Below are 23,800 nucleotides of genomic sequence, written 5' to 3'. Positions count from 1 at the left end.
CGCGTGCCGGCACGCCGGTTTTCCAGGGGTCGATTCGTATTTAAAAATGTCCAACCACGCCGTATCGAGGTGGCGAATCCGGCGCATACTCGTTTCTCTCCCCCCGCCTGGCCATCGCATGCCGGGCCCCGATGCGCCGCGCCGCTGGCGCGGCCATGCCGCTCGGCACGCACGAGGAGCGCATGATGTCCGATTGTCCGCACGATCCGTATGCGCAGCACTACATTCATTGTTTGCCGTTCGGCGCACAGCCCTGTGGCGCGCTCTGCGCGACGCCGCGCACGCATTTTCGCGTGTGGGCGCCGGGCAGCACGCAAGTCCAGCTCGAACTCGATACCGGCTTCGGTCCGACCTTCATCCCGATGACGGCCGCGGGCCCGAACTGGTTCGAAGTCTTCGCCGATTGCGGCGCGGGCGAGCGTTACCGCTATCGCCTCGACGATGCCGTATCGATTCCCGATCCCGCGTCGCGCTCGCAACCCGAAGGGCTCAACGGCCCGAGCGAGGTCGTCGATCCGCGCGCGTTCACGTGGCGCCACACGTTCTGGCGCGGCCGCCCGTGGGAAGACATCGCGCTCTACGCGATTCGCCCGCATGCAGTGGGCGGCTTCGAAGGCGTGCGCCGCCGTCTGCCGCAACTCGCGCGTCTCGGCGTGACCGCGCTGGAACTGCTCGCGTCGCCGCACGACAGCCTGCCGTTCGCGCCGCTCGCGGCCGAAGGCGGCCCCGATGCGCTGAAGGCGCTGATCGACGACGCGCACGGCTACGGTCTCGCGGTGCTGCTGGAACTCGACTACGCGCGCTTCGGCAGCGGTACCGACGCGCTGCGTCACTACGCGGCACCGTTCTTCCATACGCGCGACGATCCGCTGCAGGCGGCGCCGCTGGCGCTCGATCATCCGGAAGTCTGCGATTTCTTCTGCGACAACGCGCTGTACTGGATCGACGAATACCGTTGCGACGGGCTGCGCCTGCGCGAGGCCGACCGGATCGGCGTGTCGTGGCTGCGCGAGATCGCGGACCGCGTGCGCGCGGCCGTGCCGGCCGACCGGCTGATCCATCTCGTGCTCGGCAGCGAGCGGCATCCGGCGCATCTTGCCGATACCCATTTCGATGCGCAGTGGAACGGGTGCGGCGAACGCGCGCTGCACCGGCTGACGGGGCGCGATACGTCGGCTCACGAAGGCATTTCCACGCACCAGTCGATCCACACGCTCGCCCGCGCGCTGACCGCGTCCGGCACGGCCTTCCAGCCGGCCGCATCGGCCGAAGGCATGGGCGCCGACAGCGGGCTGTCGCTGACGTCGCTGGTGCTGTCCGACGGTGCGTGGCGCGACAGCGGCCTGGGCGACCCGGCGCAAGCGGGCGGTCTGGCCGCGCTCGCGCTGTCGCTGCTCACGCCGCAGATCCCGCTGATCTTCGACGAAACCGCGCGCGACGCCGATCGTGCGCATTTCGTGCAGTCGGCGCTCGCGGTGCGCGCGAAGCTGATCTCGCCGCGGCTGTCCGATTGCCGGCCGCAGGACGCGCATGCGCTGAAGGCGGACGGCGACGGCGATGCCGACGCGCTGCTCGCATCATGGCGGCTCGCCGACGACGAGACGCTGACGATCGCGTTGAACCTGTCGCCCGATGCGGTGCCGTTCGACGCGCCGAGAGGGCAGGTCGTGTTCGAGACGCCGGCGCGTGCGCGCGACCGGGTCGATGAAGGGGAGTTGCCGCCGTATTCGCTCGTCGCGTGGCTGACGGGCGACGTCAACCGGTATGCGCTCACGCACGACGCGCGTCTCATCGACGACGGTTCGTGGCGCGGCGTGCGACCGAACCTGAACGCATGAGCGTGTGAAAGCGTGATTGTCCGACGGCCGGGCGCAGCTGCGTCCGGCTTGCGCTGCAGATACGCCCCGAGTTACCAGAACCCGCGAATACCCGCGATACCGTACGCGCCGTGGCGGCGCGCATCGTCGAGGTGTGCGCGCGTCATCCCGCCGAGCGCGTAGACGGGCATCGCCGCCTGCGCGGCCAGCGCGCCGAATTGCTTCCAGCCGAGCGCGGGCGCGCCGGGATGGCTGAGCGTCGGCAATACCGGCGACAGCGTGACGAAATCCGCGCCGGCGCGTGCGGCCAGCAGCAGGTCGTCGTGTGTGTGGCATGCGGCGGACACCCATCGCCCGGCCGGCAACGGCCGCTGCGCGGCGGCGCGCAATGCCGCGCCGTCGAGATGCCAGCCGGCGCCGTCGAGCCGCATCACGCCGGCCGCATCGATCGGGCCGTTGAGCATCAGGTGCGCGCCTGCCGCTTCGCAGCGCGCGAGCGCCGCGGCGGCGAGCCGCGCGAACGCGGCCGCGTCGAACGATTTCACGCGCAGTTGCACGAGCGTTTCACCGCGCGCGAGCACGGCCGACAGCCGGTCGACGAACGCCGCGCAATCGGCTGCCGACGCGGACACCGGTTCCGGCGTGATCACGCAGCAGCGCGGCAGCGTTGCGTTCATCGCGTGCGGCGACGACCACGAAAGGCCGTCATTCGTCGGCCTCCTTCGCGATCTTCGGATAGACACGCACGAGCACGATGCGCGGCCCGTTCATCTTCTTCACGACGACGTCGAAGCGGTCGAACGACACGCGCTGTCCTTCGGTCGGCAGGTCGCTGAGCGCCTGGATCACAAGGCCGCCGACCGATTCCGCGCGGCCTTCGTCGATGTCGATGCCGAGCGCCTGCTCGAGCGACACGACGGGCAGGCTGCCCTTGCCCATCAGCGTGCCGTCGTCGAGGCGGCTCCAGTCGGCGTCGCCCTGGCGGAACTCGTCGTGGATCTGGCCGACCAGCGCGCCGAGCAGGTTGTCGAGCGTCAGGAAGCCGATCGGCTTCTCGCCCTTGTTGCCGACCAGCGCGAAGTGCGGCGCACCCTTGCGGAAGCGGCGGAACAGGTCGAGCGCCGGCGTGTCGGGCTTCACGTACTGCACCGGGCGCACGTAGTCGGACAGGTCTTCGAGGGCCGCACCGGCGTGACGCGCGAGCAGCAGGTCCTTCAGGTGGATCAGCCCGCTCACCTGTTCGCGCGACGCATCCTCGAACAGCGGATAACGGCTGAAGCGGTGCCGCGCGACGATCTCCATGTTGTCCGGCAGCGGCAGGTCGCGCCGCAGGCCGATCATTTCATGCGCCGGCCGCATCAGGTCCGACACGGTCATCGACGAAAAATCGAGCGAATGCGCGAGCGTGTTCCACTCGTCGTTGCTGTACGTGCCGCGCGCGGGCTGGGCCGCGTTGCCGGCCGTGCTGCGGCGGCTGCGCAGAATCAGCTTCAGTTCGTCGGTCGAGTAGTGCGCGTCGCCGCCGTGGTCGGCCGACAGCCCCGCGAGCCGCAGCACCGCGTTGGCGCTGTTGTTGAGCACCCAGATCGCCGGATACATCGCCCAGTAGAACGCATACAGCGGCAGCGCGACCCACAGGCCGACCTTCTCGGACTGGCGGATCGCCATCGATTTCGGCGCGAGCTCGCCGACGACGATGTGCAGGAACGAGATCAGCGAGAACGCGAACACCAGCGAGATCAGGTGCACGACGCGTTCGGACTGCACGCCGATCAGGTCGAGCAGCGGGCCGATCAGTTGCGCGAAGGCCGGTTCGCCGACCCAGCCGAGGCCGAGCGACGCGAGCGTGATGCCGAGCTGGCACGCGGAAAGATATGCGTCGAGCCGGCCGTGCACGATGCCGAGGATGCGGCCGCGCAGGCCGTGCTTGCGGGCCAGTGTCTTGACGCGCGTGGCGCGCAATTTGACGAGGCCGAATTCGGCCGCGACGAAGAACCCGTTCAGGGCCACCAGGAACAACGCGCCGATGAGCGCGAAGATCTGTACCAAAGAATCGCTCCGGTTATGTAAGGCCCATCAGTATAGAGCCAGAAAGGAATTTGTAATGTATCGAACGAACGGCCGATGACTTACACCGGCGCCTCGCAGGGGACGGAGAGCGTAATGGCGGCGGTTGCGCCGTCGGCGAGCGCGGTATGCGACAACGTGCCGCCGTGCGCGAGCGCGACGCGCTGGCAGAGCGCGAGCGCCCAGGCGATCCGCTTCGCATCGCGCTCGCGCAGCATCTCGCGGCGCGCGAACGATTCGAACGCGTGCGGCTGCGCGGGATCGGCGAGTGCGTCGGCGCTCACGGTGCAGGTGGCGTGCGCGACGAACTGCGCGCCGTCGCGCGCGCACGCGAACGTCACGCGGTCGCCGGCGGCGCTGGCCTCGACGGCGGCCGTCAGCATCGTCCAGAGTGCCTGCGCGATGCGCTCGCGGTCGGCGGTCAGCGACGGTTCGCCGTCCGGTAGCGTTACGTCGAGCGCGACCTGCCGCGCATCGGCGAGCGCAAAACGGACCAGCGCGAGCGTGTCGTCGAGCAGCGCGCGCAGCGCGAACGGCCGCGGCGTGATCGCGAGCGTGCGGGTTTCCGCGCGCGGCGCGTCGAGCACGTCGTCGATCAGCGCGACTTGCTGGTCGATGCCCGTGCGGATGCCCGCGAGCGCGCGTTGCAGGTTGGGATCGGCGCTGGCGAGCTGGCGTTCGAGCACGTACGCCCAGCTATGCATCGCGTTCAGCGGGCTGCGCAGGTCGTGCGACGCGGTGGAGAGCGCCTGGTCGCGCAGGAACAGCGCCGCCTCGGTGGCGTAGCGCGCTGCGCGTTCGCGCAGCAGGTCGGCGGCGGGATCGACGGAAGTGGACGTCACGGAGCAGGCCTGTCGGAAGCTGTTGGCGTGGCAGTCACGCGAACCGCCATTATAGGGACGGTGCGTGTCACGCCGGCAGCGCGTCCTCGTCCTTTTTCCGGGCGTCGCCGTTCGGCAGCAACTGGCACGCGAGCAGCCCGGCCAGCATCAGCGCGCAGCCGAACAGCGCGCGCAGCGTCAGCGTTTCGCCGAGCGCAGCCCAGCCGGCGATCGCCGCGAACACGCCTTCCATGCTGAAAATCACGGCTGCGTGCGCAGGCGCCGCGTCGCGTTGCGCGACGACCTGCAGCGTATAGCCGACGCCGACCGACAACAGCCCGCCGTACAGCAGCGTCGGCAGCGCGCCGCGCAGCATCGCGACGCTGACCGGCTCGATGACGAGGCCTGCCACGAGGCACGTCACGCCGCATACGGCGAACTGCATGAACGCGAGCACGAGCGGATTGTGGCGCTTCGCGAGATGGCCGACCGCCATCACGTGCGCGGCGATGATGACGGCGCCCGCGAGCTGGAACCAGTCGCCGTAAAGCACCGAGAAATGCTCGTCGATGCTGAGGAAATACAGGCCGATCGCCGCGAGCAGCGCGCCGAACCAGGTGCCCGCGCCGATCCGGTGACGCGCGAACACGCCCATCAGCGGCACGATCACGACGTACAGCGAGCTGATGAAGCCCGCGTTGGCGACCCGCGTGTACTGCAGGCCGAACTGTTGCAGCGAGATCGACACGGCGAGCAACCCGCCGAGCGCGAGGCCCGGCAGCAGCAGCGCCGGATCGCGGCGGATCGCCGCGAGCTGCGCGCGCGATGCCGCGTTGAGCATCAGCAGCGGAACCAGCACGAGCGCGCCGAGCAGGAAGCGCAGCCCGGTGAACAGGAACGGCCCGATCACGTCGAGGCTCACGCGTTGCGCGACGAAAGCCGTGCCCCAGATCGCGGCGGCGGCGAGCATCAGCAGGTTGGCGCGGAGGTGCTTGCGGGCTTCGGGCTTCATCGGAATTCTTCAGGAGATTGCGGGCGGCGGAACCCGTTAGTTTACGCCGAGATTGCAAGGCTGTCGGCAAACCTGCGCAACGCGGCGGCCGCCCGGGCGTCGCGCACGCGCGAATACAGCACGACCTGCGACAGCGGCAGCGGCGGCAGCCCGAATTTCGCGCCGACGTCGACCAGCGTGCGCGGTGCGACGCGCCGCGCGAGCGGGCAGACGGCGAGCCCCGCGGCGGCGGCGGCCGTAACCGCCGCGACCCCGCCGCCGGTGAAGCGTTCGCGCCACGGCCGCCCCGCAAGGTCGAGCGCGCGCAGCGCGGCGGCCCGCACGCCGCACGGGCCGGCCAGCACCGCGAGCGGCAGCGGCTCGTCCGCGCGCGGTGCCCAGTCCGGCGCGGCGAGCCAGGCCAGCGGTTCGGCAAACAGCAGCGTGCCGTCTTCGCGCGGCGGATCCTCGCCGGGTTCGTGCCTCACGATCGCCGCGTCGAGCCGGCGCTCGTCGTATTGCACGAGCAGGCTCGACGACATCCCGAGATGCATTTCCAGCGACAGCCCCGGATCCTGTCGATGCAGGCTCGTGAGCACGGCCGGCAGGTCGGGCACCGCGACGTGCTCGCTGACGCCGAGCGACAGGCGATGCGTGCCGGCCGAGATCGCGCCGAGCGCGTGGTCGTGCGCGTCGAGCAGCGCACGGGCGGCCGGCAGGAAGTTCTCGCCGTCGGCGGCCAGCTTGACCACGCGCGGCGTGCGCTCAAGCAGCGGCTTGCCGAGGTGGGCCTCCAGCCGCTTCAGTTTCAGGCTGACGGCCGATTGCGTGGTGCCGAGCGCATCGGCGGCGCGCGTGAAGCTGGCGAGATCGGCGACCAGCACGAACGCTCGCACGGCATCGAGGTCGAGTACTTTCATTTCGGATGTAAATGGATGAAATATGCGCTGATGACTGTTTATTATAGATCGGCGGGCCTAACCTGACGCTGTGTTTCCGTTCTTCAACGTCACCGACAGGAGCAGGACCATGCCATTTACCCGAATCGCAGTGCGCGAAGGCAAACCGGCCGCCTACCGCGCGGCACTCGTCGACGGCGTGCATCGCGCGCTGATGCACACGTTCAACGTGCCCGAAGACGACATCTTCATGGTCGTGACCGAGCATGCGGCCGAGAACTTCGTGTTCGGCCGCCATTACCTCGATATCGAACGCAGCGACGATCTCGTGATGATCCAGATCACCGCGAACAACACGCGCACGCTCGAGCAGAAGCGGGCGCTTTACCGGACCATCGCGGAGAACCTCGCGCAGCAGCCCGGCGTGCGGCAACAGGACGTATTCATTAGTCTCGTCGAGGTGCTGAAGGAGGACTGGTCGTTCGGCAACGGCATCGCGCAATACGCCGTTTGATATGCGACAGGGCGACAGGGCCAGATCGTCGCCTGAGCGGTTTTCCGACGTGTACTATGGAAGTTGCTTCACAGGCGACGCCGGCGCGGTCGATGCGCCGGCGATTCTTCATGTGCGGGAGCCTCCATGTCGCGTGTGCTGGAAATCGTGTTGTCGCTGTCGCTGGAAGGTTGGCCGGTCAAGGCTGCGAGTCGCGCTCGTGGCACGCAGCGCGACTTCGGCGCCGAACTTGTACGTGCGTGGCGGATCTGTCCGCAGGTCCGGATGCGTCGAGGCCATGAACGTGTGACGATCGAGCCGTGCCAGGTCGAGGAGGCCGAGCCGAGCCCCGGCGCGAGCTGGTGGACCTGGGTCGAGTCGAATGCGCATGGAAGGCGGGTCGTTGCGTCCCGCGCCAGGGCGTTCGCGCCCGGCGTCACGCAGCGCGAACTGTTCGACGCGGAGCATGCGGGGATCGTCGTCGCGATGCCGCTACCCATCCCCGTGACCGCCGCGCCGGCTGACGCCGATGCGGCGATCGGCGAAGTCGACGGCGTCGCGCCGAACGCCACCGCGCCCTCGGCCGCCGGTGAACTGCCCGAATCGACGGCGTTGCGCCTCGTCAGCGAACGGCGGCGCGGGCGGTGGGCGGACGACAGCGGCGTCGTGGTCGAGATGACGCTCGACGACGTCACGCTGCACGGCGGCGGCGAGTCGCCGCGCCGCTACGTCGAGCTGCGTCTCACCGCGCCCGACTGGGAAACCCTCGCCGCGCGCACGGCCGCGCTGCACGCGCTGTTTGCCGCGGCGCGTGAACTGAGCGGCGCATGGCCCGCCTTCGTGCAACTGACGAGCGTGATTGACCGCGCCTGTGCGGGCGAGCCGCCCGCCACCGGGCCCGTCAAGGCGCAGCTCGTCGACCTGACCGGCATCCGCTCGCAACGCACCGCGCTGTTCGCGCTGTCCGGCGACATCGCCGCGCAGTGGCTCGGCAACGAGGGCGGCGTGCTCGATCGCGACGATCCCGAATTCGTGCACCAGATGCGCGTCGCGCTGCGCCGCCTGCGCACGCTGATGCGCTTCTTCCCGCTGTTCGCCGACCGTCAATGGCAGGACACCTTCGGCGTCGACCTGCGCTGGCTTGCCGCGCTGCTCGGCACGGTGCGCGACTGGGACGTGTTTTCGACCGAAAGCCTGCCCGCGCTGATCGCGGCCGACGGCGGCGGCGCCGACTGGGACGGCACGCTCGACGCGGCGCGCGCGCAATGCGTGACCGCGCGCGTCGAACTGCGGCAGGCGCTGCATTCGGCCCGTTATGCGCGGCTGACGCTCGGTTGGCTCGAATGGCTGAGCTCGCTCGCGCTGCCGCCTGCCGAAGCCGGCGACGCGCCCTCGCTGCGGCGTCACGCGACCAAGCGCGTGCGCCGGCTGTTCGGCGAACTTTACGCATCGCCGTCGCTCACTTCGCTCGATACGGCCGCGCGCCATCAGGTGCGGATCGATGCGAAGCGGCTGCGCTATGCGCTCGAATTCTTTGCATCGCTGGCGTCGCGCCGTACACGCACCGAGACGGTCAAGACGCTCACGCGCGTGCAGAGCGTGCTTGGCGAAGCGAACGACACGATCGTCGCGCTGCATCACCTCGAGCAGTTGGCGGCGCCGCCGTACCAGCTCGGTTTCGTGCGCGGTTACGGCGCGGCGCTCGAGCAGCGCGCCGCGCGCGACGCCGAGGCGCTGCTGGCCAGCCTGCGTCCGCCGAAGCTCGACGGCAAGCCGGGTTGAGCGGCGCACGCTGACTATAATGGCCACCCGTTTCCCGCGCGCCTCCCGATGACCGACGCACCGCATTCTTCCCCGTCCTCCGAACCGCTCGAACTGGGCGGCGAGCTGTGGTTGCGCGCAGGCGAGCAGACGCTCGGCGGCGCCACGCGCATCGCGTTGCTCGCGGCGATCGGCGACACCGGTTCGATCACGCGCGCGGCAAAGGCCGTCGGCCTCAGCTACAAGGCCGCATGGGATGCGGTCGACACGATGAACAATCTCGCCGGCGAACCGCTCGTCGCGCGTTCGACGGGCGGCAAGGGCGGCGGCGGCACGACGCTGACCGCGCGTGCGACGTCGCTGATCGCCGCGTTCCGCACGATCGAGCGCGAGCATCGCCGTTTCATCGAGGCCGCGAGCGCGGCCGTTGCCGGCTTCGACGTCGACTGGGCGCTGATCGGCCGGATCGGGATGAAGACCAGCGCGCGCAACCAGTTGTTCGGCAAGGTCGCGTCGATCGTACGCGGCACGGTCAACGACGAGGTGACGCTCACGCTGCCGGGCGGGCAGCCGGTCGTCGCGGTGCTGACGCACGAAAGCGCCGATGCGCTCGGTCTGCAGGCGGGCGCGGACGCATGCGCGCTGGTGAAGGCGTCGTGGGTCGTGCTCGCGGTCGACGATGGCGGGCCCGACCTGAAGGTGTCCGCACGGAACCAACTGCGCGGCAGCGTCGAATCCGTCACGGCGGGCGCGGTGAACAGCGAAGTGACGCTCGCGCTCGACGGCGGCGGGACTTTGACGGCCGTCGTGACCAACGACAGCGTCGATGCGCTGCAGCTCGCCGACGGCCGGCGGGCGATCGCACTGTTCAAGGCGTCGAGCGTGATTCTCGCGGTGACGGGCTGACGGCGCGGGCAGGGCGGCGCGCTTCGGCGCGGGTGCGAAGAAGGACGGAGTGAAGCCGGCGTCGCGCAGCTTCTGCACGGCGCCAGCTTCGTTTCCGTTTTCAGCTCATGCCGCTACGCGCGGCTTCTCTCAGGCTCCAACCTGCCTGCCACGACCACGGCCTCGCGCGCTCATGCGACGCGCGTCGGCCACTCGGCGTGCGGCGATGTCGCCTGCACGCGTCCTTCGCTCAACTGCACGACCTGATCGCCGAACGCGGCGACGTCGTCGGGATCGTGCGAGATCAGCACCATCGGGATATCAAGCCGCGCCTGCAGTTCGGCGAGCTCGTGGCGCATGCGCTGGCGCATCGCGCCGTCGAGCGCCGCGAACGGTTCGTCCAGCAGCAGGATCCGCGGTTGCGCGACCAGCGCGCGCGCCAGCGCGACGCGCTGTTTCTGCCCGCCCGACAGTTGCGACGGATACTGCCCCGCGAGCGATTCGAGATCGAATGCGTGCAGCCAGTACGCGACTTCGGGCGGCACCGTTTTCGCGCGCGGGTTGCGCAGCCCCGGCGTGAGCCCGAACGCGATGTTCTGGCGCACGTTCAGATGCGGAAACAGCGCGTAATCCTGGAACAGGTACGCGACGCGGCGTTCGCGGGTCGGCACGTCGATGCGGCGCGCAGCGTCGAACAGCGGTTCGTCGTTCAGCGTGATCGTGCCTTCGTCCGGCGACAGCAGGCCGGCGATCGCCTGCAGCGTCATGCTCTTGCCGGCGCCGGACGGCCCGAACAGCACGACGCGCTGCGTCGTCGCCACGAACGACATGTCGAGCGTGAAGCGGCGCTCGGCGTTCGCGTAGGTCTTGCGGATGTCGACGACGAGGCTCATGCGGGCCTCCGCCGAAGCAATGCGGCCGCCGGGCGAAACAGCCGATACGGACGATACCGATGCGTCATGTCAGCTGACTCCGCGACGCGCGCGCCGGCACGAGCCAGCCGGCCGAGAGCAGCACGAGCACGCAGGTGATCGACGTCACCAGCACGAGGAAGTTGGCCGTGTTGTCGTCACCGGCCTGCACGGCCGCGTAGATCGCGACCGACAGCGTCTGCGTGCGGCCGGGCAGGTTGCCCGCGATCATCAGCGTCGCGCCGAACTCGCCGAGCGCGCGCGCGAACGCGAGCAGCGCGCCCGCGAGGATCCCGCGCGTGGCGAGCGGCAGCGTCACGCGGAAGAACACCGCGGCTTCGCCGAGCCCGAGCGTGCGCGCGGCGCGTTCGAGATGCGGATCGACGCCTTCGAACGCAGCACGCGCCGACTTCAGGATCAGCGGAAACGCGACGACCATCGACGCGATCACCGCGCCTTGCCACGTGAAGACCAGCTCGATGCCGAGCTGGTCGAGCCAGGCGCCGAACACGCCGCGCCGGCCGAGCAGCACGAGCAGGTAATAGCCGAGCACCGTCGGCGGCAGGACGAGCGGCAGCGTCAGCAGCGAATCGACAACGTCGCGCATCGGCGAGCGCCAGCGCGCGAGCGCGAACGCGGCCGCGACGCCGAGCACGATGTCGAGCGCGGTCGCCCAGCCGGCGACCTTCAGCGACAGCAGCAGCGGTACCCAGGCGCCTTGCATCTCCATATGCTTACTTGCCCGCAGGCTTGAAACCGAACGTCGACAGCACGGCCTGGCCCTGCGCCGACGAGACGAAATCGATGAACGATTGCGCCTGCGCGGCGTGGCGGCTGTCCTTGACCACGGCGATCGGATAGGTGATGGCCGTCTTGGTCGGCACCGTCAGCGCAACCTTCACGCGACCGGGCATGATCGCGGCGTCGGTGCCGAACACGAAGCCCGCGTCGACTTCGCTGCGCGCGACGTAGTCGAGGCTCTGGCGCACGTTGGCGGCCAGCACGCCCTTCGCGCTGACGGCGTCCCACACGCCAGCCGCGCGCAGCGCGCCTTCGGTGTAGCGGCCGACCGGCACCGATGCCGGGTCGCCGTACGCGATGCGCTTCACGCCGGGTGCGGTCAGGTCGTTCAGCGACGTCGGCGCGGCCGCGTGACTGTCCGCCGGCACGATCAGCACGAGCGAGTTCGCGGCGAAGTCGCGGCGCGTGCCGGGCACGATCACCTTTTCGTCGGCCGCGCGATCCATCGCCTTCTGGTCGGCCGATGCGAACACGTCGGCCGGCGCGCCCTTGGCGATCTGCTGCATCAGCACGTCCGACGCACCGAAGTTGAACAGCACCTTGGTGTCCGGATGCTGCTTCTCGTACGCGTCGCCGACGGCCTTGAACGCGTTCGTCAGGCTGGCGGCCGCCGACACGACCAGTTCGTCGGCGGCGGAAGCGGGCGCGCTGAACCCGACACCGGCGGCAAGCGTGACGATCGGCAGCAGGCGGAGCAGGGTGCGGCGAAGCGGACGGACGGGTGAGCGCATGGTGGATTCGTTTGAATGGGTGGAAAACGTAATCGTAATATAGGGCGGGTTATAACGCTCGACATACCGATCATGCGACGGCGTGCATGAATTGGTCAGACCTGAAAGGAGGCGGGCGTGACGGCCAGGCGGCCTGTCACGTGTGGAGCGTGTGCGTCGCCGATTCGGTGCGCTGCAGCGACGACGGCTGCGACGCGGGACGGTAGTTCGGATTGGCCTTCCAGCGCGCGCGGACGAACGGGCGCTCGTGCCCCGACAGTTGCAGCGCAACCTTGGTGACCCAGCGATGCGACGGCACCGTGATGCCGTGCAGCGCGACGGTGACGAGCGCGAGGCTCGCGACGACCGCCGGCACCGACCAGCGGTGCGGCACCGCGCGCCACGAGCCGGCGATGAACGCGAGCGCGGCGATCGCGCCGACGATGCAGCCGGTGATCGATTCGGACGGCGAATGCGCATCGAGCGCGACACGCGATACGCCGACCGCGACGCCGGCCGCGAGCCCGAGCGCGATGCCGACGATCCGCACCGGCGTGCGCGTGCGGATCAGCATCAGGAAAATCGCGACCGGATACACCGACGTCGACAACATCGCATGGCCGCTGAACCCGGTGAAATCCCACGCGCGGATGCCGATGCCCCAGCCGAGGAACGCGATCTTCGTCAGCGCGACCACGCCGATCGCGGCCGCCAGCACGCCCAGCCAGGCGGTGGCGCGCTGCCACGAGTAACCGAGCGCGAGCCAGACGGCAATCGTGATCGCGAGCGGCAAGGTCAGGCCGGCGCCGCCGAACGCGGTGATCATGATCCACAGGTGAGACGACAGGTCGAACATCGGAAAACGGACGAACGGAGGCGGGGAGGATGCTTAAATCAACGCGCGAGCCGGGAAGAACGACTACAACGGATACAAGCGGCGAAACCCCAGTATAGCGCCGCGTGCGCACGTGCCCCGTTTTTTGCGCCACCGGGAACTATCCGCGCGCAGGAAAAATCCCAGAAACAATGTTATGGTGCATTGCACAAAGCCGAACGATGCATCCGTTGCGGCGCCTTCTCATGGCGCCCCTATTTTTCCTGACTGCGAGCCCGATCGATGACCAAAAGTCTGACCAAGGTGTGGCTGGGCGGCATGAAACGCATGCTGTCTCCGGCCGCCAAACATGCGGTGCGCGATGCGCAGCGCATCACACGCGACGCACTCGAGGCCGCTGCCTCGCCCGCCGTATCCGATCTGTCCCCGCCGCGCGAATCGCGCGTGCGTCCGCGTGCGGCGGCATGGGCGGCGGGTGAATGGACGCGCGGCGAACATCCGATGACGCCCGCGCTCGGGCGTCTCGTCCAGAATCTCGCGTATGGCCTTTACGTGCCGCCCGGCCGCCGGCGCGGCGCGATGCCGCTCGTCGTGATGCTGCACGGCTGCCAGCAGTCCGTCGACGAATTCGTGCAGGGCACGCGAATGAACCTGCTGGCCGACAAGTACGGTTTCGCGGTGCTGTATCCGGAGCAGTCGCTGCGCGCGCACGCGCACGGCTGCTGGCACTGGTATGAAGACACCGAGCGCGCGGGCCGCGGCGAGGCGAATTCGGTTGCGTCGCTCGTCGACGCGGTCGTCGACGAACATGGCTTCGATGCGTCGCGTGTCTATGTCGCGGGGCTGTCGGCCGGTGCGGGCCTAGCGGCGCTTCTTGCACTGCACCATCCCGACCGCTTCGCGGCGGTGGCGCTGCACTCAGGTCCCGCGCTCGGCGAGGCGAATTCCGGCATCACCGCGATGGACGTGATGCGGCGTGGGCTGCGACAGAACCCGGCCGCGGCCGTCGATGCGCTGGTCGAGGCCGGCACGTATCCGGGCATGCCCGCGCTGATCGTCCAGGGCGACGGCGACCACGTTGTCGCGCCGAAGAATGCCGACCAGCTGACGGTGCAGTTCATGCGCCTGAACGGGCTGGCCGACAGCCGCGGTGCGCTGCGCGGCGGCGAGCGGGTCGAGACGCGCGACTCGGGCGCACAGATCACCGATGTCTGCCGCGATGGCGAACCGGTCGTGCGACTCTGCCATGTGAAAGGGCTCGATCATGCGTGGGCCGGCGGCGACGAAGCCGTGCCGTTTCATGCGGCCGTCGGCCCCGATGCGAGCTCGATGATCTGGGCCTTTTTCGAAACACATCGCCGGACTGTGGCGACCGAACGACGCATCGTCTGATTGACGCTGGCCAAAGCCTAGGGTTTTCCCTATAATTCGGGAAAACCCTAGTCAAAGAACCTTTGGATTGCGAGATCGACCATGTACCTGCTGAGCCACCTCTTCCTGATGCTGACCAAGAACGCTGAAACGGCCCGTAAAGAGCGCGCCGAGGCGTACCTGTCCGAAGCGACCGACATCTACGATCTCGAATTCCGTATGCGCAAGATCGATCGCGAAGCGGCGATGAACCGCCCGTATTCGCTCGGCTCGCGCTAAGCAGCGCAGGCGGGCCCGTCGGCCCGCCGCTCCGGCGAATCACGCAAAAGGGCGCGTGCGGCTAGATGCCGCACGCGCCCTTTTTGCATTCGCGGCCTTGCGTCGCGTCAGACGACCGTCAGGCGCACCGGCACGTTGTTGCGCGTGGCGTTCGAATACGGGCACACGTGGTGCGCCTTGTCGACCAGCGCCTGCGCGTCGGCCTTGTCGAGCCCCGGCAGCGACACGCGCAGCTCGATGTCGAGCCCGAAGCCGCCTGCGTCGTTCGGGCCGATGCCCACTTCCGCCGTGACCTGCGTATCGGCCGGCAGCGCCTGCTTGTTCTGGCCGGCGACGAATTTCATCGCGCTCAGGAAGCAGGCCGAGTAACCTGCGGCAAACAGCTGCTCCGGATTCGTGCCTTCCGCGCCCGTGCCGCCGAGTTCGCGCGGCGCGGCCAGCTTCACTTCCAGCTTGTTGTCGGCGGATACTGCGCGGCCGTCGCGGCCGCCCGTGCTCGTGGCGCTGGTCTTGTACAGAATGTTCATCGTGCAGCTCCTGTCGGGAAAAGGGGAGAAAAGCGGCCCGGTCTAACGGGATGTCGCCGGCCACGAAGAAAATATAGAACACAAATCATTAGTGCGCAAATGAAATTTTGAAGAAAAAGCCCGGAAGTACCGGGCCGGTCGGCCGACGCTCGCTCGTCAGCGTTCGTTGGCGGCCGACAGCGCGTCGCGCAACTGCTGGAGGTCGGCACGCAGCCTGACCAGGAACTCGGGGGTTTGCTGCATCGCGCAAAAGAGATCGGCGGGCACCGAGCGTGCGCGGTCCTTCAGCGCACGGCCTTCCGGCGTCACGCGTACGTTCACGACGCGTTCGTCGGTCGCGCTGCGCACGCGCTCGACGTAGCCGAGCGCTTCCAGCCGCTTGAGCAGCGGCGTGACCGTGGCCGGATCGAGATCGAGCCGCGCGGCGATGTCCTTCACCGCGATGTCGTCGCGCTCCCACAGCACCAGCATCGCGAGATATTGGGGATAGGTCAGCGACAGCTTGTCGAGCAGCGGCTTGTACGCCTTCGTCATCGCGTGGGAAGTCGAGTAGAGCGCAAAGCACAGCTGCTCGTCGAGCGTCTGGGGTAGCGGGGGTGGGCGGTCCATGATTCGGGAGGCGCGGCGGACGCGCGAACAATTTGCACACAAATTATTTTGCGCGCAAAAGATCGGGTTGAACAGGGGCGCCCGGCTAGGGGCGCCCGGCCAGGGGCGGATGCCGGGAAACAGGGGGATCGGGAGAGGCGCCGGGAGACAACCCGGCGCGCGGAACAGCGTGACGGCCGGCGACGCGCGCCGGCCGGGAGAGGTTTCAGCGGCCCGACGTGGCGGTCGGCGCGCCCGGCTCCTGCACGCCGAAGCAGCCGCGATAGGTCGCGTAGAACGAGCAGTACAGCATCGTGACGATGATGATCGTCACCGGCATCATGATCGTCAGCGCATAGGCGCCGGCGCCGAGCGCCTGCAGCAGCAGCGACAGCGCGAGCGACGTGCCGAGCGCAACGCCGAACCACAGCGCGCCGTACACGGTGAACGCGCCGCGATTGCGCCAGCAGCTGACGATGCTGAAGAACAGTGCCTTGGCGGGCGGGACGTCATGCCACGCGACCAGCACCGGCGCGAACCAGAACAACATCGAGATCGGCAGATAGAGCAGCGTTGCGAAGAACAGCGCGCCGAGCGTGCCTTGCGCGGCGAGCGTTTCCGGCGTCGTGCTCGCTTCGTCCGCCGCACCCATCATCACGTGGAACAGCGCGCCGCCGTCCACGAACGACGACGCGGCGAACACGAGCACCATCGACGCGACGTAGATCACGCCAAGCACCAGCAGCCGCTGGGACGCGACGGCGCCGTACGAGCGGAAGCCGTCGATCAGGATCGTCGGCATCACGGGCTTGCCGGCCACCGTGTCGCGGCACGCGGCCATGAAGCCGACCGCGATGCCGGGAATGAACACCAGCGGCAGCGCCGAGCCGATCACGGGCACCATCGACACCAGCGTGATCGCCAGCAGGTACGTGAAGAACAGCGTGATGAACGCGAGCGGGTTCCGGCGGAACAGCCAGACGCCTTGACGGAACCAGACATAGCCCGTTTTGGCGGGCACTTCGATCAGTTGCATGCGGTTTGGATCTCGGGAAGCGCGGGCGTATGGGCGATACGCTCTCGCAGGATGCGTTCGAAATGGCCGGGGTCGTGCGGCTTGAGCATTTCCGCCGCGCGCGGCAGGTAGAAGTCGTACAGGCGCGATACCCAGAAGCGGTACGCGCCCGCGCGCAGCATGTCGCTCCAGTGGCGGCGCTCCTCGGCCGTGAACGGCCGCACCGTCTGGTAGGCGCGCAGCAGCGCATCGGCGCGCGCGACGTCGAGCACGCCGGTCGCGAGGTCGACGCACCAGTCGTTGACGGTCACCGCGACGTCGAACAGCCACTTGTCGCAGCCGGCGAAATAGAAGTCGAAGAACCCGCCGAGCCGCACGCTGTGGCCGGTGCCGGGCGCCGCGTGCGCGAACAGCACGTTGTCGCGGAACAGGTCGCAATGGCACGGCCCGGCCGGCAGCGCCGCGTAGTCGTCCGACGCGAAGAAACCGGCCTGGTGCGCAAGCTCACCTTCGAGCAGCGTGCGTTGCGCGTCCGTGATGAACGGCACGATCGCCGGTACGTTCTCCTGCCACCACGGCAGGCTGCGCAGGTTCGGCTGGTTGCGCGGGTAATCGCGCCCCGCGAGGTGCAGGCGCGCGAGCATTTGTCCGACTTCGATGCAGTGTTCGACCCCGGGCGCGAGTTCGGCCGCGCCGTCGAGCTTCGTGACGATCGCGGCCGGTTTGCCGTGCAGCTCGCCGAACAGCGCGCCGTCGTCACGCGGCACCGGATCCGGCACCGGCACGCCGTGGCCGGCCAGATGGCGCATCAGGTCGAGGTAGAACGGCAGTTGTTGCGCCGTGAGCTTTTCGAAGATCGTGAGGACGTACTCGCCGCGTGTCGTCGTCAGGAAGAAATTGCTGTTTTCGATACCGGACGGAATGCCGCGGAACGCAAGCACGTCGCCCAGTTCGTAGTGGCGCATCCATTGCGCGAGATCGGAGTCGGAAACAGCAGTGAAAACGGCCATGCGAGATGCGTCAGGTCAGGTTGTCGGCACGCGTGCGGCGTGCGTCGCAACAGCAGGTGGAGGGGAGGCGGCGCGCCGTGATCGACACGGCGCGCCACGAAATCAGTAGCGCAGGTTCAGCGACGGCAGGCGCGTGATCGGGATGCCCGCGTCGTGCGGCTTCGGCGACGTGTCGGGCGTCGAGCTCATCTGGTAGCGCGTGCCGAAGTTCGACTTCACGTCGATCTCGACCGGCTTGCCGCGGTCGCGGTACTCGGTGACCTCGGTGCCGTTCTTGCTCTTTTCGTGGAAGCTCGGCGTGCGGCGAATGTCGGCGAAGTCGACTTTCGACGAGACTTCGGCGCCCGGCCGGTTGATTTTGCGGAGATCGGGCAGGCCGGCGGCTTCGTTGGCCTCGGCCCGGGCCTGCGCGTCGGCGTCAGGCGTGGCGCCGGCGGCGTAAGCGCTGCTGGCGGCGGCAAACGCGACGGCAGCGGCGACGAGAATGAGCGGCTTCATGATGAGTCTCCAGTGAACCCACCGATTTTAGCAAATACTGCGCACCATCCGGCCCCTGCGTGTATCCGGGCGGCCATAAGGGTGACCGGGTTCCGTGGTAATGTCGTCGGATCAGACGAGGTGATGAAAATGAAGAACGATTTGAGCCGCCGGCACCGTGTGCTGACGCCCGAGAGCCCGTCGGTCGAGGCTTTCGACGATTCGATCGCCGCCGTCGCGCGGCTGTCCGCCATCTACGACACGAATACCGGCTTCCTGCGCGACGCATTCGCGCGCTATCGCCGCCACGAACCGATTACCGAGCACGTGCGCGCGTGCTACCCGTTCGTGCGGATCCGCACCGACGTCAACACGCACGTCGACTCGCGCCGTTCGTACGGTTTCGTCGCGGGCCCCGGCGTGTTCGAGACGACGGTCACGCGCCCCGATCTCTTCGCGAACTACTATCGCGAGCAACTGCGCCTGCTGTCGAAGAACCACCATGTCAAGATCGAGATCGGCGTGTCGTCGCAGCCGATTCCGATCCATTTCGCGTTTCCGGAAGGCATCCATCTCGAGGGCGAGCTCGACCGCGACCGCCTGCTCGCGATGCGCGACATCTTCGACACGCCCGACCTGTCGTATCTCGACGACCGCATCGTCAACGGCACGTTCGAGCCGGCGCCGGGCGAGCCGCATCCGCTCGCGCTGTTCACGGCCGCGCGCGTCGACTTCTCGCTGCACCGGCTGCGTCACTACACGGCGACGTCGCCCACGCATTTCCAGAACTACGTGCTCTACACGAACTACCAGTTCTACATCGACGAGTTCGTGAAGCTCGGCCGCACGATGATGACGGAAAGCACCGATCCCGAGGTGCGGGCGTACCGCAGCCAGTACAGTTCGTTCGTTGAGCCGGGCGATGTCGTCACGTACAACGCGAACCTCGGCAGCGAGCCGGCCGAGGGCGCCGCGCCGCCGCGCCTGCCGCAGATGCCCGCGTATCACCTGAAGCGCGCGGACGGCAGCGGGATCACGATGGTCAATATCGGCGTCGGTCCGTCGAACGCGAAGACGATCACCGATCACATCGCGGTGCTGCGTCCGCACGCGTGGGTGATGCTCGGTCACTGCGCGGGGCTGCGCAACACGCAGCGCCTCGGCGACTACGTACTTGCACACGGTTACGTGCGCGAGGATCACGTGCTCGACGCCGACCTGCCGCTGTGGGTGCCGATTCCGGCGCTCGCCGAAGTGCAGCTCGCGCTGGAGCGCGCGGTGGCCGACGTCACGCGGCTCGAAGGCGTTGAACTGAAGCGCGTGATGCGCACGGGCACGGTCGCGAGCGTCGACAACCGCAACTGGGAGCTGCGCGATCATCGCGAGCCGGTGCAGCGGCTGTCGCAGAGCCGCGCGGTCGCGCTCGACATGGAAAGCGCGACGATCGCGGCGAACGGGTTCCGTTTCCGCGTGCCGTACGGCACGCTGCTGTGCGTATCGGACAAGCCGCTGCATGGCGAACTGAAACTGCCGGGCATGGCCGACACGTTCTATCGCGGGCAGGTCGATCAGCATCTGCAGATCGGGGTGAAGGCGATGGAGATCCTGCGCACGAACGGGCTCGACAAGCTGCATAGCCGGAAGCTGCGGAGCTTTGCGGAAGTGGCGTTTCAGTGACAAGCCCTTGCGGTATAAGGCTCCCCGGCTGGGTCGGGGAGCCTTCGAGTCTAACAATTCCGTCGTCGGACGCGTCTGGCGGTCGTGAACGATTCAGCCGTTCAGGTAGCGTACTCGCCTGATGCGCACGTGCGCGTGACCGGTCTCAGTGAATGAGGCCAAATTTCAGATTGGCGAGTTGCCCCAATACGGCAGCTGCGACGCCGATTGCAACCAACCCGACCGGACGCTTATACCACTGGTCCTTTTGATCAAGCTCGATGTTTATTTGCATGACATCGGGCTTTGTGCCGTGGACGGCTCCCATTTGCCTCAACAATTCCTGATCCCAGCCGAGTTCTTCGACTCGCTTGATGCTGGCTTTAATGCGCTGGTTTAGATGTGACGCTGCACCCCAAATTGATTGGCTTACGAAGCCAGTTGCGGCCCAGAAAATCAGCCAGTAGTTTCCGGGCCATTTCAAGTCGTAGGGAGCCGCAAGTGGTGCGTTAGTCCAGATCGGATGTAAGAACGGTGTGTACGCGTACAGCAACTCGATACACTTCTTGATGGTTACGGTAAGCTGCGCTATTGGCGGTAGCGTTGAGGGAGAGGACGCATCGAGGAAATAATAGAGCCCTTTGATAAATCCAATGAAGAAAATAAGTGCTGAAATGACCCAAAGTGAAGCTGCGACGATTCGCATATAAACGACGCGATTCCTTGCCTGGCCAAGCTTCATTGTTAATCCTCCGTGATTTTCCGCTTTGCCCTCAAGGATTGATCATACACAAGGTGCGTTCGCCGATTCAAGTAACGCGGTAGTCGGTCGCGAGCGAGTTCGCGATGGGCCGCGGTGAAGCTACGCTCGACGTTATTCGGATACTGCGGAAGCGAGCTGCCTGATTCGATCGGAGCATCTGGCCTTCTCGGCAAATACGTGCGATGTGCGAATCAGAATAGCGTTATCGAGCAACTGTTCCATGTTGGAGCGGCATCTACAGACTGTGTTTCGAGATCCGACATGTCTCTCCTTCGGATGCGGGCTCCGGCACTGCGGCGATCGTATTCATTCTGCAACCGATTTCGCAAGCCATTGATATAAAAAGGGGGGCGTGTAAGTAAAGCGCAGAAGGCAGTGTTTGGGTCGACAAGGGCGCATTCAAAGAGTTGTCAAACCCGCGTCGGAAGTGCGACGCCCCCCCTTAGAGTACCCCCCCATTAATTTGGAGAAGATCGCGCAATACTTTGATTTTGCTTGGTTTTGTGTCTGCAAGCTGCGACGCTTCGCGGAAGTGGCGTTCCAGTAAGCGTGACGACCGGCGGCCCTAGCCGGCCGCCGCCGCCGGGTTTTGCGCCGTCCGGCCTGCTGGCGGTGGATTGCTCGGCTTCAGCCTCCTGACTCGACCCGATCGGGTGCAGTGGCTGTGCTTACCACTGCACCGGCTCGACCGTCCGGTCGAACGCGGCTTCGAGCAGCGCGGTTTCTCGATCGTCAAGCGTCAGGTCGAGCGCCGCGAGCGCATCGGTCACGTGATGCGGCTTCGACAATCCGACGATCGGTGCCGTGACGCCGGGCCGTCGCAGCGCCCACGCGAGGGCGATCCGGGCGGGCGCCAGGCCGCGAGCCTGCGCTACCTGTCCGACGGCCTCGACGGTCGCCGCGACCGCATCGCGGCCGTCGTACCAGGACACCATCTGCCGGTCGGTCGCGGCCCGCGTCGTCCCCGCATCGCGCGAGCCGGCCAGCAACCCGCGGCCGAGCGGCGACCACGGCGTGTACGCGACGCCTTCCTCGATGCACAGCGGCAGCATGTCGCGTTCGTCGTCGCGGCAGATCAGGCTGTACTGGCTCTGCATCGAAGCGAACCGGGCGAGGCCGTGATGCCGCTGGAATGCGAGCATCTTCATGAACTGCCACGCATGCATCGACGAGGCGCCGAGATAACGGACCTTGCCGCTCCTCACGATTGCGTCGAGCGCATCGAGCGTTTCGTCGATCGGCGTATCCGGATCGAACCGGTGAACGACGTAGAGATCGACGTAATCGGTCCCGAGGCGCTGCAGCGACGCGTCGATGCTCGCGAACAGATGCTTGCGCGACAGCCCGCGCGCATTCGGACCGTCACCGGTTGGGAAGAACACCTTGGTCGCGATCACCACGTCGTCGCGCGTCGCGAAATCGCGCAGCGCGCGACCGAGGATGCGTTCGCTCTCGCCGCCCGAGTAGATGTCGGCCGTGTCGAAGAACGTCACGCCGGCGTCCAGTGCCGCGCGGATGAACGGGCGCGCTACGTCCTCGGTCGCGACCCACGGCCGCCACGACGGATCGCCGTAGGTCATGCAGCCCAGGCACAGCTTCGACACCTTCAGCCCGGACGTTCCCAGTCTCACGTACTCCATTGATTCATCCTCCTTGCGACGCCGATCAGCGCATGCCGCCGATCGTGTAGCCGCCGTCGACGAGGATCGATTCGCCGGTCACGAAGCGCGCTTCGTCGCTGCAGAGCCAGACGGCCGCGTCTGCCACGTCCTCGGGGGTGCCGATCCGTCGCGCGGGCGTGAACGCGGCGAACGGGCGAAACATCTCGTCGTCGCCGAACCGGCGCGCCATCGGCGTGTCGATGATGCCGGGGTTGACGTTGTTGATCCGGATCCCGTGCGGGCCGCCTTCGAGCGCGACCGCGCGCACCAGCGCATCGAGCGCGCCCTTGCTCGCCGAATAGGTCGACGAGCCGGCAAGCGCGCCTTTCGCGAGCCAGGACGACGTGTTCACGATCGCACCGCCGCCGTGCGCGAGCATCGCCTCCATCTCGTATTTGATCGACAGCCAGGTGCCCTTGAGGTTGGTGGCGATCACGTCGTCGAAGTCGGCTTCCGTCTGCTCGACGATCGGCTCGAACGTGCCTTCCGTGCCGGCGTTGTTGAACGCCGCGTGCAACGCGCCGTAGCGTTCGACCGTTGCGTCGACGAGCGCGCGTACGCCGTCGGCCGAGGCGATGTCGACGGGGATCGCGAACGCTTCGCCGCCGCGTTCGGCGATCGCGCGCACGGTGTCGTCGAGCGGCGCCGCGCGGCGTCCGGCCACGACGACGCGGGCGCCGTCGCGCGCGAACGCGAGTGCGGCCGCCCGGCCGATGCCGGTGCCGCCGCCCGTGACGAGCGCGACGCGCCCGTCGAGCCGGGGCCGCGGCTGCGTCGTGGAGGAGGGAGTGGACAGGGGGTGTGAATCGGACATGATGGGTGGCGCTCCGCGTCAGGGTGAAACGAGCCGGCCGAAGGGCCGGCGCTCAGTCTTCGCCGTCCGGAACGGTCAGCGGTGCGCCGGGCGTGCCGGCGTAGAACACGATCAGCTCGGCGGTCTCGTCGCCGGTCTCGCCGCGATGCACGCCATCGACCATTTCCGGCACCACGTCGCCGGGGCCGAGCGCCAGCCGCTTGCCGTCGCTGCGGCGCACGGCGGTCAGATGGCCCGACAGCACGTAGCCGATGTTGATCGACGGATGCGTGTGCCAGGGCAGTACGGCGTGCGGCGGGATGGTGTAGCGTACGACCGTCACCTCGGGCTGATGCGTCGGGTAGGCTCGGTAGGGCGAGCCGTCCCATGCGTGCGTGGTTCGCAGCAGCACCGTTTCGACGGCGCGGGCGGGCGCATCGTCCGCGAGCGCGGGCGACGACGCACCGGCGATGATCGAGGCGGCCGCGGCAGCGGCCCGGGAGGCGATGGAAAACGAGCGCAGGTTCATGGTGAGCGGCCCGTGCGGGCTGATCGTCGAGGATGGCGCCATTGTGCGAAGCGGGGCGGCACGCGAGTAGCACCGGTCCGGTTGAAACCGATTCAACTTGACGGACCGGCGCCGCGACGCCATTGACGAGTGCCCGGACG

The 23,800-nt window shown here is 67.7% G+C and carries 25 protein-coding genes; 7 read left to right on the top strand and 18 right to left on the bottom strand.

All coding sequences use genetic code 11. The features are described from left to right. Positions 1-185: 185 nt before the first annotated feature. A complete protein-coding gene (locus tag ACN22W_RS25700; RefSeq protein ID WP_419689830.1) occupies positions 186-1,838 on the top strand; it encodes a DUF3459 domain-containing protein in 1,653 nt (550 codons plus the stop codon). Positions 1,839-1,909: 71 nt separating this feature from the next. Here the strand turns inward: ACN22W_RS25700 and ACN22W_RS25695 are convergent, their stop codons facing one another. The 5 genes from ACN22W_RS25695 to ACN22W_RS25675 all read right to left on the bottom strand — a co-directional run bounded on the left by ACN22W_RS25695 (position 1,910) and on the right by ACN22W_RS25675 (position 6,616). Next, positions 1,910-2,494, bottom strand: a complete 585-nt coding sequence (locus ACN22W_RS25695; protein WP_419687546.1) for a thiamine phosphate synthase — start codon at positions 2,492-2,494, stop codon at positions 1,910-1,912. Positions 2,495-2,522: 28 nt separating this feature from the next. After that, entirely contained in the window at positions 2,523-3,866 is a 1,344-nt protein-coding gene (locus tag ACN22W_RS25690) for a hemolysin family protein (RefSeq protein WP_129516847.1), read from the bottom strand. Between the two features lie 80 nt (positions 3,867-3,946). After that, the gene (locus tag ACN22W_RS25685) at positions 3,947-4,726 is read right to left on the bottom strand and encodes a sensor histidine kinase (RefSeq protein ID WP_419687544.1); all 780 of its coding nucleotides are present in this window, start codon (positions 4,724-4,726) and stop codon (positions 3,947-3,949) included. A gap of 67 nt (positions 4,727-4,793) precedes the next feature. Beyond that, complete coding sequence (locus tag ACN22W_RS25680) at positions 4,794-5,717, bottom strand: DMT family transporter (RefSeq protein WP_419687542.1); 924 nt, start codon at positions 5,715-5,717, stop codon at positions 4,794-4,796. Positions 5,718-5,758: 41 nt separating this feature from the next. Then, positions 5,759-6,616: a LysR family transcriptional regulator gene (locus ACN22W_RS25675; protein WP_419687540.1), complete on the bottom strand. Its 858-nt coding sequence runs from the start codon at positions 6,614-6,616 to the stop codon at positions 5,759-5,761. Positions 6,617-6,725: 109 nt separating this feature from the next. Here ACN22W_RS25675 and ACN22W_RS25670 point away from each other — a divergent pair, with 109 nt between their 5' ends. The 3 genes from ACN22W_RS25670 to ACN22W_RS25660 all read left to right on the top strand — a co-directional run bounded on the left by ACN22W_RS25670 (position 6,726) and on the right by ACN22W_RS25660 (position 9,755). Then, positions 6,726-7,109, top strand: a complete 384-nt coding sequence (locus ACN22W_RS25670) for a tautomerase family protein (protein WP_047901420.1) — start codon at positions 6,726-6,728, stop codon at positions 7,107-7,109. A gap of 126 nt (positions 7,110-7,235) precedes the next feature. Next, positions 7,236-8,870, top strand: a complete 1,635-nt coding sequence (locus ACN22W_RS25665) for a CHAD domain-containing protein (RefSeq protein ID WP_419687539.1) — start codon at positions 7,236-7,238, stop codon at positions 8,868-8,870. Between the two features lie 48 nt (positions 8,871-8,918). Next, a complete protein-coding gene (locus ACN22W_RS25660) occupies positions 8,919-9,755 on the top strand; it encodes a TOBE domain-containing protein (protein WP_419687538.1) in 837 nt (278 codons plus the stop codon). A 170-nt stretch (positions 9,756-9,925) separates the two neighbouring features. Here ACN22W_RS25660 and ACN22W_RS25655 read toward each other — a convergent pair whose 3' ends face one another. The 4 genes from ACN22W_RS25655 to ACN22W_RS25640 form a co-directional block, all read right to left on the bottom strand. Further along, the gene (locus tag ACN22W_RS25655; protein WP_419687537.1) at positions 9,926-10,627 is read right to left on the bottom strand and encodes a sulfate/molybdate ABC transporter ATP-binding protein; all 702 of its coding nucleotides are present in this window, start codon (positions 10,625-10,627) and stop codon (positions 9,926-9,928) included. A 64-nt stretch (positions 10,628-10,691) separates the two neighbouring features. Beyond that, the gene (gene modB / locus ACN22W_RS25650) at positions 10,692-11,369 is read right to left on the bottom strand and encodes a molybdate ABC transporter permease subunit (RefSeq protein WP_419687535.1); all 678 of its coding nucleotides are present in this window, start codon (positions 11,367-11,369) and stop codon (positions 10,692-10,694) included. A 10-nt stretch (positions 11,370-11,379) separates the two neighbouring features. Continuing rightward, entirely contained in the window at positions 11,380-12,177 is a 798-nt protein-coding gene (gene modA / locus ACN22W_RS25645) for a molybdate ABC transporter substrate-binding protein (RefSeq protein ID WP_419687533.1), read from the bottom strand. 136 nt (positions 12,178-12,313) lie between these two features. Further along, a complete protein-coding gene (locus ACN22W_RS25640) occupies positions 12,314-13,012 on the bottom strand; it encodes a phosphatase PAP2 family protein (RefSeq protein ID WP_048250221.1) in 699 nt (232 codons plus the stop codon). Between the two features lie 261 nt (positions 13,013-13,273). Between ACN22W_RS25640 and ACN22W_RS25635 the strand changes: the two genes are divergently transcribed. Then, entirely contained in the window at positions 13,274-14,383 is a 1,110-nt protein-coding gene (locus ACN22W_RS25635) for a PHB depolymerase family esterase (protein WP_419687531.1), read from the top strand. Between the two features lie 81 nt (positions 14,384-14,464). Next, positions 14,465-14,641, top strand: a complete 177-nt coding sequence (locus tag ACN22W_RS25630; protein ID WP_080970993.1) for a DUF3563 family protein — start codon at positions 14,465-14,467, stop codon at positions 14,639-14,641. A gap of 107 nt (positions 14,642-14,748) precedes the next feature. Here the strand turns inward: ACN22W_RS25630 and ACN22W_RS25625 are convergent, their stop codons facing one another. The 5 genes from ACN22W_RS25625 to ACN22W_RS25605 all read right to left on the bottom strand — a co-directional run bounded on the left by ACN22W_RS25625 (position 14,749) and on the right by ACN22W_RS25605 (position 18,279). Then, entirely contained in the window at positions 14,749-15,168 is a 420-nt protein-coding gene (locus ACN22W_RS25625; protein WP_031399791.1) for an organic hydroperoxide resistance protein, read from the bottom strand. Between the two features lie 156 nt (positions 15,169-15,324). After that, positions 15,325-15,777 carry a MarR family winged helix-turn-helix transcriptional regulator gene (locus ACN22W_RS25620; RefSeq protein ID WP_419687529.1) on the bottom strand — a complete coding sequence of 151 codons (453 nt, stop codon included), beginning with the start codon at positions 15,775-15,777 and terminating at the stop codon, positions 15,325-15,327. Between the two features lie 205 nt (positions 15,778-15,982). Beyond that, complete coding sequence (locus tag ACN22W_RS25615) at positions 15,983-16,792, bottom strand: BPSS1780 family membrane protein (protein WP_048250224.1); 810 nt, start codon at positions 16,790-16,792, stop codon at positions 15,983-15,985. Next, the gene (locus ACN22W_RS25610; RefSeq protein ID WP_419687528.1) at positions 16,783-17,781 is read right to left on the bottom strand and encodes a homoserine kinase; all 999 of its coding nucleotides are present in this window, start codon (positions 17,779-17,781) and stop codon (positions 16,783-16,785) included. Before ACN22W_RS25610 ends, ACN22W_RS25615 begins: the two co-directional genes overlap by 10 nt. Before the next feature lie 102 nt (positions 17,782-17,883). Then, positions 17,884-18,279 carry a hypothetical protein gene (locus ACN22W_RS25605; RefSeq protein WP_419687526.1) on the bottom strand — a complete coding sequence of 132 codons (396 nt, stop codon included), beginning with the start codon at positions 18,277-18,279 and terminating at the stop codon, positions 17,884-17,886. 129 nt (positions 18,280-18,408) lie between these two features. Here ACN22W_RS25605 and ACN22W_RS25600 point away from each other — a divergent pair, with 129 nt between their 5' ends. Beyond that, positions 18,409-19,935, top strand: a complete 1,527-nt coding sequence (locus ACN22W_RS25600; RefSeq protein ID WP_129516860.1) for an AMP nucleosidase — start codon at positions 18,409-18,411, stop codon at positions 19,933-19,935. Positions 19,936-20,080: 145 nt separating this feature from the next. On the opposite strand, the gene ACN22W_RS25595 is transcribed toward ACN22W_RS25600, so the two are convergent. The 4 genes from ACN22W_RS25595 to ACN22W_RS25580 all read right to left on the bottom strand — a co-directional run bounded on the left by ACN22W_RS25595 (position 20,081) and on the right by ACN22W_RS25580 (position 23,660). After that, positions 20,081-20,656, bottom strand: a complete 576-nt coding sequence (locus tag ACN22W_RS25595; protein ID WP_419687524.1) for a YniB family protein — start codon at positions 20,654-20,656, stop codon at positions 20,081-20,083. A 689-nt stretch (positions 20,657-21,345) separates the two neighbouring features. After that, the gene (locus ACN22W_RS25590; RefSeq protein ID WP_419687522.1) at positions 21,346-22,317 is read right to left on the bottom strand and encodes an aldo/keto reductase; all 972 of its coding nucleotides are present in this window, start codon (positions 22,315-22,317) and stop codon (positions 21,346-21,348) included. 25 nt (positions 22,318-22,342) lie between these two features. Then, the gene (locus ACN22W_RS25585; RefSeq protein WP_419687521.1) at positions 22,343-23,152 is read right to left on the bottom strand and encodes an SDR family NAD(P)-dependent oxidoreductase; all 810 of its coding nucleotides are present in this window, start codon (positions 23,150-23,152) and stop codon (positions 22,343-22,345) included. A 52-nt stretch (positions 23,153-23,204) separates the two neighbouring features. Continuing rightward, complete coding sequence (locus ACN22W_RS25580; protein ID WP_419687520.1) at positions 23,205-23,660, bottom strand: cupin domain-containing protein; 456 nt, start codon at positions 23,658-23,660, stop codon at positions 23,205-23,207. Between the last annotated feature and the right edge of the window lie 140 nt (positions 23,661-23,800).

The sequence above is a fragment of the Burkholderia theae genome (assembly GCF_048565265.1).
GTDB classification, from domain to species: domain Bacteria; phylum Pseudomonadota; class Gammaproteobacteria; order Burkholderiales; family Burkholderiaceae; genus Burkholderia; species Burkholderia theae.
Note: the sequence above shows the minus strand (reverse complement) of the source record. Positions and strands in the feature narration are given on the sequence as shown.